The sequence below is a fragment of the Saccharopolyspora aridisoli genome, from assembly GCF_004348445.1.
GTDB lineage: Bacteria > Actinomycetota > Actinomycetes > Mycobacteriales > Pseudonocardiaceae > Saccharopolyspora > Saccharopolyspora aridisoli.
On record NZ_SMKV01000001.1, the window covers coordinates 30,449 to 46,093 of the forward strand.

Annotated in this window: 17 protein-coding genes; 9 read left to right on the forward strand and 8 right to left on the reverse strand. The window is 71.0% G+C overall.

All coding sequences use genetic code 11. The annotated features are described in order from the left end of the window. Positions 1-140: 140 nt before the first annotated feature. From E1161_RS00160 to E1161_RS00185, 6 genes are read left to right on the forward strand one after another with little or no spacing between them, the layout of a single operon-like run. Positions 141-1,109, forward strand: coding sequence for a phytoene/squalene synthase family protein (locus E1161_RS00160; RefSeq protein ID WP_132618237.1), 969 nt, complete (start codon positions 141-143; stop codon positions 1,107-1,109). Next, the gene (locus E1161_RS00165; RefSeq protein WP_268951352.1) at positions 1,106-1,453 is read left to right on the forward strand and encodes a lycopene cyclase domain-containing protein; all 348 of its coding nucleotides are present in this window, start codon (positions 1,106-1,108) and stop codon (positions 1,451-1,453) included. The genes E1161_RS00160 and E1161_RS00165 overlap by 4 nt, the downstream gene beginning before the upstream one ends. Next, the gene (locus E1161_RS00170; protein ID WP_132618239.1) at positions 1,450-1,782 is read left to right on the forward strand and encodes a lycopene cyclase domain-containing protein; all 333 of its coding nucleotides are present in this window, start codon (positions 1,450-1,452) and stop codon (positions 1,780-1,782) included. The genes E1161_RS00165 and E1161_RS00170 overlap by 4 nt, the downstream gene beginning before the upstream one ends. Next, positions 1,779-2,522, forward strand: a complete 744-nt coding sequence (locus E1161_RS00175) for a class I SAM-dependent methyltransferase (RefSeq protein ID WP_132618241.1) — start codon at positions 1,779-1,781, stop codon at positions 2,520-2,522. Before E1161_RS00170 ends, E1161_RS00175 begins: the two co-directional genes overlap by 4 nt. After that, entirely contained in the window at positions 2,515-4,080 is a 1,566-nt protein-coding gene (locus E1161_RS00180; protein ID WP_132618243.1) for an FAD-dependent oxidoreductase, read from the forward strand. The genes E1161_RS00175 and E1161_RS00180 overlap by 8 nt, the downstream gene beginning before the upstream one ends. A 2-nt stretch (positions 4,081-4,082) precedes the next feature. Further along, positions 4,083-5,102, forward strand: a complete 1,020-nt coding sequence (locus E1161_RS00185) for a DUF5914 domain-containing protein (protein WP_207920038.1) — start codon at positions 4,083-4,085, stop codon at positions 5,100-5,102. 16 nt (positions 5,103-5,118) lie between these two features. On the opposite strand, the gene E1161_RS00190 is transcribed toward E1161_RS00185, so the two are convergent. Then, complete coding sequence (locus E1161_RS00190) at positions 5,119-5,763, reverse strand: phosphate signaling complex PhoU family protein (RefSeq protein WP_132618247.1); 645 nt, start codon at positions 5,761-5,763, stop codon at positions 5,119-5,121. 100 nt (positions 5,764-5,863) lie between these two features. Next, positions 5,864-7,222, reverse strand: a complete 1,359-nt coding sequence (locus E1161_RS00195; RefSeq protein ID WP_132618249.1) for a cryptochrome/photolyase family protein — start codon at positions 7,220-7,222, stop codon at positions 5,864-5,866. A 134-nt stretch (positions 7,223-7,356) separates the two neighbouring features. Between E1161_RS00195 and E1161_RS00200 the strand changes: the two genes are divergently transcribed. After that, positions 7,357-8,832 carry an SDR family oxidoreductase gene (locus E1161_RS00200; RefSeq protein WP_132618251.1) on the forward strand — a complete coding sequence of 492 codons (1,476 nt, stop codon included), beginning with the start codon at positions 7,357-7,359 and terminating at the stop codon, positions 8,830-8,832. Positions 8,833-8,851: 19 nt separating this feature from the next. On the opposite strand, the gene E1161_RS00205 is transcribed toward E1161_RS00200, so the two are convergent. After that, complete coding sequence (locus E1161_RS00205) at positions 8,852-9,196, reverse strand: DUF3040 domain-containing protein (RefSeq protein ID WP_328591193.1); 345 nt, start codon at positions 9,194-9,196, stop codon at positions 8,852-8,854. A 127-nt stretch (positions 9,197-9,323) separates the two neighbouring features. Here E1161_RS00205 and E1161_RS00210 point away from each other — a divergent pair, with 127 nt between their 5' ends. Further along, positions 9,324-10,271, forward strand: a complete 948-nt coding sequence (locus E1161_RS00210) for an aldo/keto reductase (protein WP_132618255.1) — start codon at positions 9,324-9,326, stop codon at positions 10,269-10,271. 95 nt (positions 10,272-10,366) lie between these two features. After that, positions 10,367-10,990 (forward strand): phosphatase PAP2 family protein, encoded by a 624-nt coding sequence (locus E1161_RS00215; RefSeq protein ID WP_132618257.1) that lies wholly within the window; start codon positions 10,367-10,369, stop codon positions 10,988-10,990. A gap of 12 nt (positions 10,991-11,002) precedes the next feature. Here the strand turns inward: E1161_RS00215 and E1161_RS00220 are convergent, their stop codons facing one another. From E1161_RS00220 to E1161_RS00240, 5 genes are all read right to left on the reverse strand, one after another. Then, positions 11,003-12,262, reverse strand: coding sequence for a benzoate/H(+) symporter BenE family transporter (locus E1161_RS00220; protein WP_235874670.1), 1,260 nt, complete (start codon positions 12,260-12,262; stop codon positions 11,003-11,005). 165 nt (positions 12,263-12,427) lie between these two features. Next, complete coding sequence (gene catC, locus E1161_RS00225) at positions 12,428-12,709, reverse strand: muconolactone Delta-isomerase (protein WP_132618261.1); 282 nt, start codon at positions 12,707-12,709, stop codon at positions 12,428-12,430. 26 nt (positions 12,710-12,735) lie between these two features. Next, positions 12,736-13,581 (reverse strand): catechol 1,2-dioxygenase, encoded by an 846-nt coding sequence (gene catA / locus E1161_RS00230; protein ID WP_132618263.1) that lies wholly within the window; start codon positions 13,579-13,581, stop codon positions 12,736-12,738. Between the two features lie 25 nt (positions 13,582-13,606). Further along, positions 13,607-14,710 (reverse strand): mandelate racemase/muconate lactonizing enzyme family protein, encoded by a 1,104-nt coding sequence (locus E1161_RS00235; protein ID WP_132618265.1) that lies wholly within the window; start codon positions 14,708-14,710, stop codon positions 13,607-13,609. Continuing rightward, the gene (locus E1161_RS00240; RefSeq protein WP_132618267.1) at positions 14,707-15,615 is read right to left on the reverse strand and encodes a LysR substrate-binding domain-containing protein; all 909 of its coding nucleotides are present in this window, start codon (positions 15,613-15,615) and stop codon (positions 14,707-14,709) included. Before E1161_RS00240 ends, E1161_RS00235 begins: the two co-directional genes overlap by 4 nt. Positions 15,616-15,645: the final 30 nt, after the last annotated feature.

Below are 15,645 nucleotides of genomic sequence, written 5' to 3' on the forward strand. Positions count from 1 at the left end.
ATCCCGAAACCGCGAGACGCCGGGTCAGGTGAGAACCCAGCGGCCACGGCGGTGCTGAATGGCGATCAGGCGCGCCCGGCGCTGCAATGGTGCGGGTGCACGGACGGGCGGGCAGCCCGGTCGCGGACGAGGGAGGTGCCGTGCCACGAGCTGAGCTGGACGTCGCGCGCATCGCCGACCCCGTCCTGCGCCGCTCCTACGAGCTCTGCCGCGGCCTCCACGCCCGCCACGGGAGGACCTACTTCCTGGCCACCCGGCTCTTGGCGCCTGCGCAACGGCCGTCGGTGCACGCCCTCTACGGGTTCGCCCGCTGGGCCGACGACATCGTCGACGAGCCGGGCGAGCACGAGGGACCGGAGCGGTGCGCGGAACGGCTCAGCGGGCTGGGCGCCGCACTGCTCTCGGGAATCCGGAGCGGGAGCTGTTCCGATCCGCTGCTGGCCGCCGTGGTCGACACCGCCGTGCGGCACGGGCTGTCGAGCGAGCTCTTCGAGGACTTCTTGAGGTCCATGCGCATGGACCTCTCTGTTCGCGACTACCCGAACCGCGCTGCGCTGGGCACCTACCTGCGCGGTTCCGCTGAGGTGATCGGCTTGCAGGTGCTGCCGGTGCTGGGCGCTGTCGTTCCGCTCGAGGAAGCCGCGCCGCACGCGGCAGCGCTCGGCCGGGCCTTCCAGCTGACGAACTTCCTGCGCGACGTCGCCGAAGACCTCGAACGCGGACGCGTGTACCTGCCCGCCGACGAGCTCGCCGCGCACGGAGTGGACCGGGACCTGCTCGAGTGGTGCCACCGGCACCGCCGCACCGATCCCAGGGTGCGTGCGGCGCTCGTCGAACAACACGCGCTCACCCGGGAGATCTACCGGTTCGCCGAGGTCGGGATCAGGATGTTGGACCCGGTGTCGCGGCCGTGCGTGGAGACCGCGCACGCCCTCTACTCGCGCATCCTCGACCGCATCGAAGCCGACGACTTCGCGGTGTTCACGCGCCGTGCGGTGGTGGGCAAGGCCTATCGCGCGCGCATCGCCGGTGCCGCGTTGTTCCGGGCTGTCCGGGCGCGCGAGCGCGGTGCGCTCCGGCCCGCCACCGCGAGGGGTGCTCGGTCGTGAAGGCGGACCAGTGGCAGTACCTGCTCCTGATGGCGGGATGCCTCCTCCTCGTGCTCCCGCTGGAGTGCCTCGGCGCACGTGTGCTCCGCGAACCGGGGAGGATCGCCGCCGCCGTGCTCCCGGTGGCGTTGATCTTCCTGGTGTGGGACGCGGTGGCGGTTTGGGCCGAGGTGTGGAGCTTCAACCCGCGCTACACGCTCGGCGTCTCGCTGGCCGGGATCGTGTTGGAGGAGTTCGTCTTCTTCCTCGTGATCCCGCTGTGCGCGTTGTTGACCTACCAGTCCGTCGAGGCGCTGACGCGGCGCGGTCGACGAACCCGCGGCGACGTGGAGGTGCACCGGTGACCGGGCTCGGGTACACGGTCCCGGCGCTGCTGTCGGTGGGCGTCGTGATCCTCCTGGAGTGCGCCGTCCTGCGCACCGGGTTGTTCGCCAAGCCGGCCTACTGGATCTCCGTGGTCATCGTCCTGGCGTTCCAGGTCCCCGTCGACGGGTGGCTGACCAAGCTCGACGCACCGATCATCGTCTACGATCCCGCGCACGTCAGCGGCATCAGGTTCCCGTGGGACATCCCGGTCGAGGACTTCCTCTTCGGCTTCTCCCTGGTCACCGCGGTGCTCCTGGCGTGGGAGCGGCAACGCCACCGACGTGGTCGAACGGGGGCCGCGCGATGAGGCGCAGGCAGGTCGCGCTCCACGCCCGCGCGGTCCCGGCGGCATTCGACGACGCAGCCGCGTCCTACGACGCCCTCGTGGCAGCCGACCCCGGTTACCACCGCCACCTCCGCGCCTCCGCGCGCCGCATGGGTTTGCCCGGCAACGGTGATGGGCTGAAGATCCTCGACGCCGGTTGCGGCACGGGGGCTTCCACGGGAGCGGTGCTGAACGCGGCGCCGCTCGCGCAGGTCGTCGCGGTCGACGCGTCCGAGCAGATGCTGCGCCGCGCTCGGCGGAAGACGTGGCCGCCTTCGGTGCGCTTCGCGCACTGCCGGGTCGAAGACCTGGCCGGCGCGGGCGAGGACGGTCCCTTCGACGCCGTCTTCGCCGCCTACCTGGTGCGCAACCTGGACGACCCCGACGGGCAGCTGCGCGCGTTCCGGAGGCTGCTGCGCCCCGGCGGCAGGCTCGTCGTGCACGAGTTCTCGGTGCGCGATTCGGTGCGGGCGCGCGCGGTCTGGAACCTGGTGTGCTGGACGGTCATCATCCCCGCCGGAACCGCGGCGAGCGGGAGTTCCGCGCTGTACCGGTACCTGTGGCGCAGCGTCCGGGCGTTCGACGGAGTCGAGCGCCTCCAGCGGCGACTGCTGGACTGCGGTTTCACCGACGTCGAGGTCCGGACGGTGCCGGGGTGGCAGCGGCACGTGGTGCACACCTTCCTCGCCAGGGCACCTTCCGGGAACCCCGCCGATGCGTGATCAGGGGTGCGCGGACCCGCGGGCGGTGCGGCACCGGGCACCGCCGGGAGTGGCGGACGCGGGTGCGCTCGGGCGCAGGCCCCGCGCCGTGGTCGTCGGGGGTGGGGTCGCCGGGTTGTGCGCGGCGACCGGCCTGGCCGAGCGGGGTGTGGAGGTGGAGCTCGTCGAGCGCAACACCTACCTCGGCGGTCGGGTGGGTGGGTGGACCGAGCGGTTGCCCGACGGTGACGAGGTCGCGATGAGCCGCGGTTTCCACGCGTTCTTCCGCCAGTACTACAACCTGCGGAAGTTGTTGCGCAGGAGCGACCCGCGGCTGGAACGCCTCGTCGCTCTGCCCGACTACCCGCTGGTCGACGCCGAGGGCCGGGTCGACACGTTCCAGGGCCTGCCCCGCACGCCACCGTGGAACGCGCTGCTGTTCGCCTTGCGCAGCCCCACTTTCCGGCTCTCCGACCTCGGCAGGCTGAACCCCCGCGCAGCGGCGGGGCTGGCGGCCGTGTCGGTCCCCGGGATCTACGACCGGCTTGACCACGTCGACGCCGCGACGTTCCTCGATCGCATCCGCTTCCCCGAAGCGGCCCGGCACCTGGCGTTGGAGGTGTTCTCCCGCAGCTTCTTCGCGGCCCCGGAGCAGATGTCGGCGGCGGAGCTCGCCACGATGTTCCACATCTTCTTCCTCGGTTCCAGCGAAGGGCTGCTGTTCGACGTTCCGGACGCGGGTTTCGAGCGGAGTCTGTGGGATCCGCTGCGCACGTACCTGACCGCGCTCGGCGTCGAGTTCGACCTGGGCACCGCGGCGTCGCGGATCGAACGCGCCGCCGACGGCACCTACCGGGTGCACCGCGACCGAGGCGCACCTCTCGAAGCCGACGGCGTGGTCATCGCCGCTGACGCGCGGGCGCTGCGGCAGCTCCTGGACGACTCGCAGGACCTCGAGGTGCCCGGATGGTCGGAGTCGGTGCGCGGGCTGCGATCTGCCCCGTCGTTCTTCGTCCAACGGCTCTGGCTGGACCGGCCCGTCGAGCCGCACCGCCCGGCGTTCCTGGCCACGAGCGGGTACGGCCCGCTCGACAACATCAGCGTGCTCGACCGCTACGACGGCGAAGCGCGTGGCTGGGCGGCCCGGCGCGGTGGTTCCGTGGTCGAGCTGCACGCCTACGCCGTGGCGGAGCACCCGGGGGACTGCGGCCGAACGCGCTGCCTGGGAAGCGACCTGGTGCGTCGGCTCCACGAGCTCTACCCGGAGACCGCGCGAGCCGGCGTCGTCGCGGAATCGGTGCTGTGGCGCGAGGACTGCCCGCTGTTGGGCGTCGGCGATTTCCTCCGGCGGCCGGGCGTGAGGACTCCGCACGAAGGGCTCGTGCTCGCCGGCGACGGCATCCGGGTCGACCTGCCCGTGGCGCTGATGGAACGGGCTGCGACCACCGGTTGGCACGCCGCCAACCGGCTCCTCGCCCATTGGGGTCTTCGAGGGCACGAGCTGCGCTCGGTCCCCACCTGCGGCCGCAACGGCTTGTTGCGGCGGCTCGCCCAGCGAGAGGGGAGGATTCGGCGGTGAACATCCTCGACCAGTGGCCCGAGAGGTGGCCCCTGCAACCCGTTCCCAGGGCTGCGTGGGCCGAGCAGCAACCGACCTACCCCGAGGCTGAGCCGCGCATCATCCGGGCCGCGCTCGCCCGTGCCGAGCGCCGATCCGGCGGCAACTGGTACGTCTTCGCCGGCAGCCGCCAGGTTCGCGCCGACCGGCCGCTGGGTTTTCACGTCGCGGGAACCGAACTCGTGGCCTGGCGCGATCGGTCGGGCCTGCTGCAGGTCGGGCCCGGTGCGTGCCCGCACCTCGGAGCCCCGCTGAGCGAGGCCGCCGTGCACTGCGGAGCTCTCGTGTGCCGGTGGCACGGCATGCGCCTGGGGGAGCGCGGACGCCCCGGTTGGAAACCCTTGCCCAGCCACGACGACGGCGTCCTCGCCTGGGTCCGGCTCGACACAGCGGGCGATGAGCAACCGCTCGACGAGCCGGTGATCGCCGCGCGTCCGGTGGCGCGCCGCAGCATCGACGCGGTCATGACCGCGACCGGCGTCTGCGAACCGGCCGATGTGGTCGCCAACCGCCTCGATCCCTGGCACGGGTCGTGGTTCCACCCCTACTCGTTCACCCGGCTCCGCGTCCTGGAAACCCCGCCGGTCGACGGCGCGGGACCCGTCGAGGACCGCTACCTCGTCGAGGTCACCTTCCGCGTGGCGGGACGCCTCGGCGTTCCCGTCCTCGCCGAGTTCACCTGCCCTGAAGCGAGGACCGTGCTCATGCGCATCGTCTCCGGAGAGGGCGCGGGCAGCGTGGTCGAAACGCACGCCACACCGGTGGGGAGCACGGCCGATGGGCGTCCGCTGACGCAGGTCGTCGAAGCCGTCGTCGCGACCTCGGGCAGGACGGGCTTCCTGCTCGCCAGGAACGCGGCGACGCTGCTGCGACCGGCCATGGCGCGGGTCGCGCGCAGGCTCTGGCGGGACGACCTCGCCTACGCCGAACGCCGGTACGCCGTTCGCACCGGGCAACACGCTCGCGGCGCCCGGCGGCCCTGAGACGCCCAGGCCCGCTTCAGTCCGGCATGGCGCCGGTCGTGGCGAATTCGAGGCGGCGGGCCACGGACACGGCCTGATCCGCGAAGCGCTCGTAGAACCGGGCGAGCAGCGCGAGGTGGATCGCCGCGGCCACGCCGTGGGGCCAGCTCTCGCTGCGCACCGCGGCGTCCAGCCGGCTGCTCAGAGCGTCGACCTCGTCGTCGGTGCCGCTCAGCCAGGTGAAGTCGGCGGGGCCTGACCCTCGGACCAGCTCCTGGAGAGAACCGGCCATGGTCACGGTCACCTCACCGAGGGCGTCCACGGTGTCGGCGACCTCCTCGTGGACCACCGGGTCCGGATGGCTGTAGCGGACCAGACCCGCGACGTGGGCGGCGAGATCACCCATCCGCTCGACCTTCACCCCGCAGTACAGGACGGCCAGGACGGTGCGCAGATCACCGGCAACGGGTGATTGCAGCGCTAGCAGCCGCTGGGCGTGGTCCTCGCAGGTGTTGCGAGCGGCATCGAGCTCGGCATCGGCGGTGAGCACTTGCTCGGCCAGCGACACGTCGCCCGTGGTCACCGCTTGTGTGGCGAGGCGCATGGCCTCGGCCGCCTGGCCGGCCATCGCGGCCAGCTGCTCGCCGAGTGCCACGAGCTCGCCGTGGAACGCTTCCCGCATCTGATCCACCCTAAGCGGACATACCAACTCGTGCGTGTTCAGCAACGGCCTCGCCCGCCCATGCGGGTGCGCGGCCCAGGTCAGCGGCGATCCTGGAACCTCAGTCGGCCTTGCGGGCGTCCAGGAAGCGGCGGCGCCCGAAGTCCAGGTCGACGATCGGTTCCGGATACGACAGCGCGCGGCGTTGGTCGGCGGGGAGCTCCCACGGCGCGTGCACCGCGGGGCCGTCGATGCCGCGCAGTTCCGGCACGTACCGCCGCACGTAGTCCCCGCGCGGGTCGTAGCGCTCGGCCTGGCGCAGCGGGTTGAGCACCCGGTTGGGCCGGGTGTCCGTGCCGGTTCCGGCCACCCACTGCCAGTTCATCTGGTTGTTCGCCACGTCCCCGTCCACCAGGTGCCACAGGAAGTGCCGCGCACCGGCCCGCCAGTCGTGGTGCAGCGTCTTGGTCAGGAAGCTCGCGGTGATCACCCGGGCGCGGTTGTGCATCCAGCCTTCCCGCAGCAGCTGGCGCATGCCCGCGTCCACGATCGGATACCCGGTGCGCCCTTCCTTCCAGGCGCGCAGCTCCTCCGGCGCGTCGCGCCAGTCGTCGCCGCGAGGGCGGTAGTCCTCGGTCGAGGTGCGCGGGTTCGCGGCAAGCACCTGGTGGTGGAAGTCCCGCCACGCCACCTGCCGGACGAACTCCTGCGCACCCCGAGTGCGGGTACCCACCCGCTGTACCACCTCGGTCGGCGAGAGCGTGCCGAAGTGCAAGTGGGGCGACAGGCGCGAGGTGCGATCCCCGGCGAGGTCGTCGTGCCCGGACGAGTAGTCGTCGACCAGCTCATCAGCCCATGCCGACAGCATGCTCCGGCCGTTGCGCTCACCACCTCGGACCAGGTCCTCGGCCGGGTCGCCGAAGCTGATCTCAGCGGCCTCCGGGACCTTTCCCGGGTCGACGTCGGGCATGCGCACCCGGTCCGGTGGGGGCAGTGGTGACCGCTGACCGGTTTCCTGCCAGCGCCGCAGGTACGGGGTGAACACCGCGAAGTGCGCGCCGCCTCCGGACGGGGTGACCGCTCCGGGCGCCACGGTGGTGATCGACGCGTCGTGCAGGTGCACCCCGACGTCGAGCTCCCCGACCAGCGCTCCCTGCCTGCGCTGCGCCTGACCGCTGACGTCGGCGGCCAGGTGGACGTCGGTGACGTCGTGCTCGGCGACCAGTTCCGCCAGCTCCTGCAACGGATCGCCGCGCCGGACGACCAGCGCGGCACCCCGTTCGCGCAGGGCGTCGTCCAGGTCGGCCAGGCTGCGGGCGAGGAAGTCGGCTCGGTTGGGCCCGGCGAACCCCGTCTTGATGATCGCGGGGTCGAGGACGAACACCGGGATCACCCGGTCCGCGCAGGTCGCCGCGGCGTGCAGCACCGGGTTGTCGTGCACCCGCAGGTCACGGGTGAACAGGGCGACGGCGACGGTCATCGGAAGGCACCTCACGGGTTTCGATCGTGCAGGTTGAACAGCATGCCCGAATCGTTCGGGCAGGACCCGCCTGCGCACCGCGGTGCGTCGGGGATGGCTCTGCGGAGCGCCTCGGTTCGGGGAACCATCGCGGTATGCGGTGCGTGGTCATGGGTGCTACGGGTTACATCGGTGGGCGGTTGGTGCCCGAGCTGCTCGATGCCGGGCACCGGGTGCGGGTGTTCGCCCGCTCCCCGGAGAAGCTCGACGACATGCGGTGGCGCGACCAGGTGGAGGTGGTGCAGGGCGATGTCTCCGATCCGGGGAGCGTCGCGCGGGCGCTGTCGGACCAGCAGGTCGTCTACTACCTGGTGCACTCGCTGACCAGCCGGGACTTCGTCGCGCTGGATCGCGCTGCCGCGCGCACCGTCGCCGACGCCGCGCGGGAGGCGGGCATCGGACGGATCGTCTACCTGGGCGGGATCGTGCCGGGGGAGGGGGAGCTGTCGCCGCACCTGGCGTCGCGGACCGAGGTCGGCCGGGTGTTCTCGGACTCGGGTGTGCCGACGATCGTGCTGCGGGCGGCGGTGATCATCGGTTCCGGGTCGGCGAGCTTCGAGATGCTGCGGTACCTGTCGGATCGGCTTCCGGCGATGGTCACGCCCCGCTGGGTGCACAACCGGATCCAGCCGATCGCGGTGCGCGACGTGCTCCACTACCTCGTGCGCGCTGCCGGGATCCCAGCGGAGACCAGTGGTGCGTTCGACATCGGTGGCCCGGACGTCCTGACGTACCTGGACATGATGCACCGGTACGCGGTGGTCGCCCGTCTGCCGCGGCGGGTGGTGCTCCCGGTGCCGGTGCTGACGCCGTGGCTGTCGGCGCAGTGGGTCAACCTCGTCACCCCCGTGCCGAAGGCGATCGCCGTGCCGCTGATCGAATCGCTGGTGCACGAGGTCGTCTGCCGCGACCACGCGGTGGCCAACCACATCGGCGACCCCGAGGGCGGCCTGACCAGCTACGAACGTGCGGTGGAGCTCGCGCTGGCGCGGATGCGCAGAGCCGAGGTGCCCACGCGGTGGTCGGACGCCACCGGGCCGACCGCGCCGTCGGACCTGCTGCCCAGCGACCCGGAGTGGACCGGTGGCAGCGTGCGGCAGGACGTGCGGGAGCAGCGCACGGCCGCGTCGGTGGAGGCGTTGTGGGAGGTCATCGAGTCGATCGGCGGTGAGAACGGCTGGTACTCGTTCCCACTGGCGTGGTCGGTGCGCGGGTGGGTCGACCGGTTGGTCGGTGGGGCGGGGCTGCGGCGAGGACGTCGGGACCCGCATCGGCTGCACGCGGGGGAAGCGCTGGACTGGTGGCGGGTCGAACACGTCGACCGCCCCAGGCTGCTGCGGTTGCGAGCGGAGATGAAGGTACCCGGTCGCGCCTGGCTGGAGCTCGGTGTGCAACCCGCTGACGATGGCGGCGCGGTGTACCGGCAGCGCGCGGTGTTCGAACCGCACGGGTTGGCGGGACAGCTGTACTGGGCGGTGATCTACCCGTTCCACGGTCTCGTGTTCGGTGGGATGGTTCGCAACATCACGAGTGCCGCCGACCTCCGCCGCGCACCTCGAACCCCGCGCTGAGCGCGATCGGTCGAGGCCCTCAATCGGTTCGGACGGACCATTGGCTGAGCAGGATCAGCGCTGCGGCCAGCGCTGCGGTGGTGAAGAAGGCCGCGCCCTCGCCGAGCGCGAGGCACAGCAGGGACAGACCCACCGTCGTGAACCCCAGCGCTCTGCGCGTGGTCCCCCAGTCGCGGAACCGGGTCCGGGGGTGGGTCAACACACCGGCCAGCGCGGGATCGTCGGTGCGCAGCTGCCGTTCCATCTCGCCGAGAATGCGGTTTTCATGTCGTCGAAGCATGGAGTCCTCCGGCGGTCGGCGGGGTCTGTTAGGGCCACCATGCCGAGCCCGCCACGGCACGGGTAGGGCCGATAGACCCTCCATCCAGCCCTCGGGACGGGTGGAACAGGTGTGCGGCCTGGCCGAACCGCAGTGCGTTCCTGAAGAATCTCCGTTGCTGCCTCGGGCGCGTCCGGGCTCCTGCTGACGCTTACTGATTGGGAAACGACCTATGCGGACTGTTCCGTTCGGAACGACCGGTGCTCATGCCCCCAACGTCATCTCCGGGATGATGCGGATCGCGGACAAGACCGATGAGCAGATCCGCGAGCTCTACACCACGGCTCGCGAGGCCGGGATCGACTTCTTCGATCACGCGGACCTCTACGGCTTCCGGCACCCGGGAGGCGGCACGCACCACTGCGAGCGGAGGTTCAACGAGGCGTTGGGGCTCCCCGCCGCGGAGCGCGAGCAGATCACGTTGCAGACGAAGACGAGCATCGTGGACGAGCAGTGGCACTACGACTCGTCCTACGAGCACATCGTGTCCTCCGTGGAGGAATCGCTGCGCGCGTTGGGCACGGAGCACGTGGACGTGCTGCTGCTGCACCGCCCGGACGCGCTGGTCGAGCCGGAAGAGGTGGCGCGGGCCTTCGACGAGCTCGAAGCCGCGGGCAAGGTGCGGAGCTTCGGTGTCTCCAACCACACGCCGCGGCAGATCGACCTGCTGAAGACCGCCGTGCGGCAGCCGATCGTGGCCAACCAGGTGCAGTTGTCGGTGACGCACGCGACGATCATCGCGCAGGGCTTGACCGCCAACATGGCCGTCGACGATGCCCTCACCCGCGACGGCGGTGGTCTGGTGGATCACTGCCGCACCAACGGGATCACCGTCCAGGCGTGGTCGCCGTTCCAGAGGGGCGCCCAGGGCGGGGTCTTCCTGGGAGACGAGGAGTTCCCGCAGCTCAACGCGATGCTCGACGAGCTGGCTGCCAAGTACGGCGTCAAGCCCATCGCGATTGCCACGGCGTGGATCACCCGCCACCCGGCCGGCATGCAGGTGGTCCTCGGCACCACCACCCCGCAGCGCATCACCGATGCCGCCGCGGGCTCGGACATCCGGCTCACCCGAGGCGAGTGGTACGGCCTCCTCCAAGCAGCAGGCCACCGCGTGCCGTGATGCGAGTGCTCGTGGGAGAAGACGACACGATGGGAGACGCTGCGTCCGGTCAGGCAACATCTGGCCTGGGTGCTGCTTCGGAGAACTGGGCGGAGATGCGAACCGAGTTGCAAGCAGTGGGCGAACTCGCGCGCTGGACGTGGGTTGATCGGGTCGCGCGTGCGCTCACCGAGGTGTTGGCGCCATCCGTGGTCGTGACGGTGTTGCCGTTGGCCGCGGCGTGGCAGGCGACCCGTTCGGTGGGGCCGGCGCTGGGATGGGGACTGCTGGTGGCGCTGACCAGCAGCGTGCTGCCGATGGCGGTGATCGTGTGGGGTGCGCGTTCGGGGCGGTGGGACGGGCATCATGTCCGAGACCGGAAGGGCAGGCTCGTGCCCTTCCTCACCCTGATCCTGCTGAGCAGCGTCGGTTTGGTGCTGCTCGTCGTTCTGGGCGCGCCGTGGATGCTGGTGGCGCTGGACATCACGATGGTCGCGGCGTTGCTCGTGACCGGGGCGATCACCGTCTGGTGGAAGGTGTCCTTGCACGCCACCGTGGCCGCCGGTGCAGCGGTGGTGATGGTGGTTCTGCACGGCCCGGCGTGGTTGCTGTCATCAGTCGTCGTCGCGGCGATCTCGTGGTCGCGGGTGAGGCTTGGTGACCACACGACCGCGCAGGTCGTGGTCGGTTCGGCAGTGGGTGCGGCTGTTGTCGGGGGCTTGTTCGCCGTCCTGGTCTGACGGGGTCGTCGGTCAGGGATTGCGCGGGGTGAAGTCTTGTCGTTCGAGGGCTAGGGCGACGAGGACTCCTGCGAGCAGGCCCCAGAACGCGGAGTTGATGTTCAGCGGGCTCACGCCTGAGACGGTGACGAGGAAGGCGAGCAGGGCGCCTAGGGTGAAGTTCGTGCTGAACGCCGTGACGAAGGCGCCCTGCAAGGCGCGGAGCATGGCCAGGCCTCCCAGCACGGCGATGAACGCCGGGGGTGTGGCCAGCATGGAGCTGACGAACGCCGGGGCGAACATGCCGACGACGATCGCGCCGAGCCCGCACACGATGCCCGCCGTGTATTGGCGGGAGCGTTCGGTGGAGGCGACCAGGAGCGCGTTGGTCGGGCCGGTGAGGCAGGTCGAGACCGCGCCGACCGCGGCGGCCGGCAACGACCAGAGCCCGCACAGGACCGCTGCCACGTTCGTCGGCGGGTTGTGACCTGCCTGCTTGAGAACCGCTGTGCCCTGGCCGTTCTGGACCACCAGGACCGTGATCGCCAGCGGCACGACGAGCTCGGTGATCGCCCGCCAGGAGAACTCCGGGGTCTGCAGCATCGGCTGGGCGAGCCATCCCGTGCTGTCCAGGGCGAACCGGCCCGACGCGCCGACGGCGAGGGCACCGGCGGCCAGTGCGCCGAGGATCGGCGGCACCAGCCGTCCCGCGCGGGGAATTGCGCTCAGCAGCGCGAAGACCGCGATCATCGGTAGGGCGACGCTCACGTCCGACCCGGTCGCGGTGACGAGGTCGAGCCCGAAACGGAGGAACACCCCGGCCACCATCGCCATCACGATCGGCATCGGCAAGGCGGCCATGATCGTGCGCACCCAGCCCGTGAGGCCGATCGCGAGGATCAGCAGCGCGGTCACGACGAAGGCGCCCAGGACCTCCGGCCAGCTCAGGTGGTTCAGCGACGCGCCGACCACCACGGTGCCCGGGATGGTCCAGAAGAACGCCAGCGGCTGCCGGTAGACCCAGGACGCGATGGCGGTGAGGATGCCGTTGAGGAAGAACACCCCGAACACCCACGACGCCAGCTGCGCCGAGCTGAGACCGCCGTGGGTGCCCGCCGAGAGGATCACGGCGATCGGGCCGGTGGCCGAGAAGACGAGACCGACCACCCCGCCCGCGACCGACGCCCCGCTCAGATCCCGCAGCACCTGGCGCGGCCCGGCAGGGGTGGGGCGTTCGAACCGTTCCTGGTGGACCGGCTTCTCGGTGTCGACGTCGTCGAGCGTGCTGGTCACGAGTCCCCCTCGGGCAGAGGAGATGCCGGGCGTCCACAACGGACACCCGGCATCGGTGGAGTCCTGCTGAGAGCTGTTGAGGTGTGCTGCGGGAGCCGTTGTCAGAAGACCGATCGAGGTTCCGCTACCCGCACCGCCACGCATGGCGACTGCTCAACAGGGACCTCAGCCGTCGATCTTGTTCGGGTGCACTGCCAGGGGCGTGACCTCGATGTTCATGTACGGGAACAGCGGAAGCCCGGACAGCACGGAGTGCAGCTCGTCGTGGTCGGCGAGGTCGACGACCGAGACGTTCGCGTACTCGCCCGCGATCCGCCACAGGTGCGGCCACTTGCCTTCGCGCTGGAGCTCCTGGCTGTACTCCTTCTCCCGCGAGAGGAGGTCGGCGCGCTCCTCCGGATCGAGGTCCGGCGGGAGGTTCACGTCCATGCGGATGTGGTAGAGCACGAGTCTGTCTCCTGTGGACTGATCGGTCAGGCGGGGTCGAGGACGAAGCCGTACTCGATGGTCTCGCCGCCGGGGGCCGGCTTCGGGGCGAGCATCAGCTCGGGCTTGACGGCCGAGGCGATGTCGTCGTCGTTGTGCTCGTCGCCGGGGAAGTACAGCTGCGCCGTCAGCAGCTCGTGGCCCGGTGCCGACACCTTGACGTGCAGGTGCGCCGGGCGCCACGCGTGCCAGCCGGCGGCGGAGATGAGCTTGCCGCAGGCCCCGTCGGTGGGGATCTGGTAGGGAGCCGGGCGGACCGTGCGGATCTCGAAGTTCCCGTCGGCGTCGGTGGTGAACGACGCGCGCAGGTTCCACTCCGGGAGGTTCGGCGCGAACTGCGAGTAGTAGCCGTCGGCGTCGGCGTGCCACAGCTCCACCTTCGCCCCCGCCAGCGCGGAGCCGTGGGTGGAGGTGACCTTCCCGGTCCAGGTCAGCGGCGTGCCCGGCTCGTCGTCCCGCATCGGGACCGCTCCGCTGGCGCCCTGTTCGGGGGCGTCCGGGACGTAGTACGGCCCCTCGATGGTGCCCTTGTTGCCCTCGCGGTGTTCGGTGGCGACCTCCTCGACGACGTGCTCGACCCAGACGTCGAGGAACAGCGGCCACTCGCCGTCCTCGCCGACGCTGATCAGCCACGCCTTGAGGGCGTTGTACTCGTCGTAGGTCACCTTGTGCTTGCGGATCGTCTCGTGGACGGCCTCCAGCACCTCGCGGGCGAGCGTGCTGACGCGCTCGGGCGGCGTGCCCTCCACGCCGACCAGCTTGTCGCTCTTGAACCGCTCGGTCGCGTTGGCGCCGGAAGCGGCGGCGGTGGCCGAGTCAGAAGCGGTGGTCATGGGATCCTCCTCGATTCGTGGTGGGTCAGGAGTCCTGGCGGTAGTGCCGGAGCTTGTCGGGATCGAGTTCGGCGCCGAGACCGGCGCCGGGTCGGACGGTGAGCTCACCGTCGCTGATGCGCAGCGGCTCGGCCAGCAGGTCGTCGCTCATGTCCAGGAAGTTGGACAACTCGCCGGCCCGGCGGGAGGTCAGCGAGTAGGCGGCGCCGAAGGCCACGCTGCACAGGGAACCGAGCTGGCCGTCGATCTGGTTGCCCATCACGACCTCCAGCCCGAGCCCTTCGGCCAGGTGGTGGGTGCGCTGGGAGCGGGTGAACCCGGTCCGCGCGGTCTTGATGCTCACGGCCGTGGCCGAGCCGCCGAGGATCTCGCGGGTGACGTCCGCGGGGGAGACGGCGGATTCGTCGGCGATGAACGGCACGTCGAGCTGCTGCACCAGCCAGCGCCGTCCGAGAACGTCGTCGGCCGGGCACAGCTCCTCGGCGAAGAGCAGGTCGAGGTCGGCCATCTCCTTCATGGCGCGCGCGGACTCGGCGGCCGTCCAGCCCCGGTTCCCGTCGACGTAGAGCTCTACGGAGTCGCCGAGCCCTTCGCGCAGCGCGCGCACCACGGCGGTGTCCAGGAACACCGGGCGGCGACCGACCTTGACCTTGAACGTCGTGATTCCGTAGCTGTCGCGCATCTTCTCGGCCTCGGCCAGCATCGCGGCCGGCTCGTCGAAGCCGAGCATGTGCGACACCCGCATCCGGTCGGTGAAGCCGCCGAGCAACTCGGTCACCGACACGTCGAGGCCGCGGCCGAGCGCGTCCCAGATCGCCATGTCGATGGCCGACTTCGCGGTCGGGTTCCCCACGGTGCGCCCGAGCCGGGCGTGCGCGGTCTCGCGTTCCAGCAGGCTCAGGCCCACCAGCTGCGGAGCGAAGATCGAGTCGATGACGGCGACGATGCCGGCCTGGGTCTCGCCGTAGGTGAACGGCCGGGGCGGAGCCTCGGCAACGCCGACGATCCCGTCGTCGGTGTGCACCCGCACCAGCACGTGCTCGGCGGCGTGCACCTCGCCGGAGGCGAAGCGCAGCGGCTTGCGGTACGGGATGGCGAACGGGATCGCTTCCACCTGGGTGATCTTCATGAACCGGCCTCTGCTGGTGGTCGTGCGGACGGGAAGACGTCCTCCAGTTCGGCGAGGACGGTGTTGACCAGGGGTGAGCTCGTTTCGCGGTGCCAGGCCAGCGCCAGCTCGACGGTCGCCGCACCGGCGAGGTCCCGGAACACCACTCCGGCCAGCGGCAACGAGCGCGCCGAAGCCGGAACGACCCCGACGCCCAGACCGCCCGCGACGAGCGCGAGCAGTGCTGCGGTGCCCGGGGCCTGGTGCTGCTGGTCCGGGGTGAACCCGGCGTCCCGGCAGCTGCGCAGCACCGCCGCGTGCACGACGGAGTTGCGCCCGTCGTAGGTCACCAGCGGCTCGGTTCGCAGATCGGTCGTGGCCACCACGGGCTCGACCGCCAGCCGGTGGTCTGCCGGCACCGCCAGCACCAGCGGCTCCACCTCGATCACGCGGTAGTCGATGTCGTCACCAGTCACCGGCGGCCGGAGCACGCCGATGCCCAGCGAACCGTCGCGCAGTTGCTCGCACTGCTCGGCGGTGAGGAGTTCGGGGTGCACTTCCAGCTCGACCTGCGGAACGCGCTGGGCCAGCGCCCGGGCGAGGTGCGGCAGGTGGGAGAACGCGGCCGTGCCGGTGAACCCGACCCGCACGAGCCCGAGCTTCCCCTCTCCGATGCGCTGCACCCCGCGCACCCCGGCGTCCACGGCGGAGAGCACGCGCTGGGCCTCGCCCAGGAAGAACTCGCCTGCCGGGGTCACCCGGACCTGCCGGGTCGTGCGGGCCAGCAGTGCGACGCCGAGCTCGTCCTCGAGCTGGCGGACGGTGTGCGAGAGCGCGGGCTGGGCGATGTGCAGCTGCTCGGCGGCGCGTCCGAAGTGGCACGTCTCAGCCACGGTGACGAAGTAGCGCAGGTGGCGAAGCTCCACGGCGGGCCTCCTCCCTCGTCCTCGTCACCG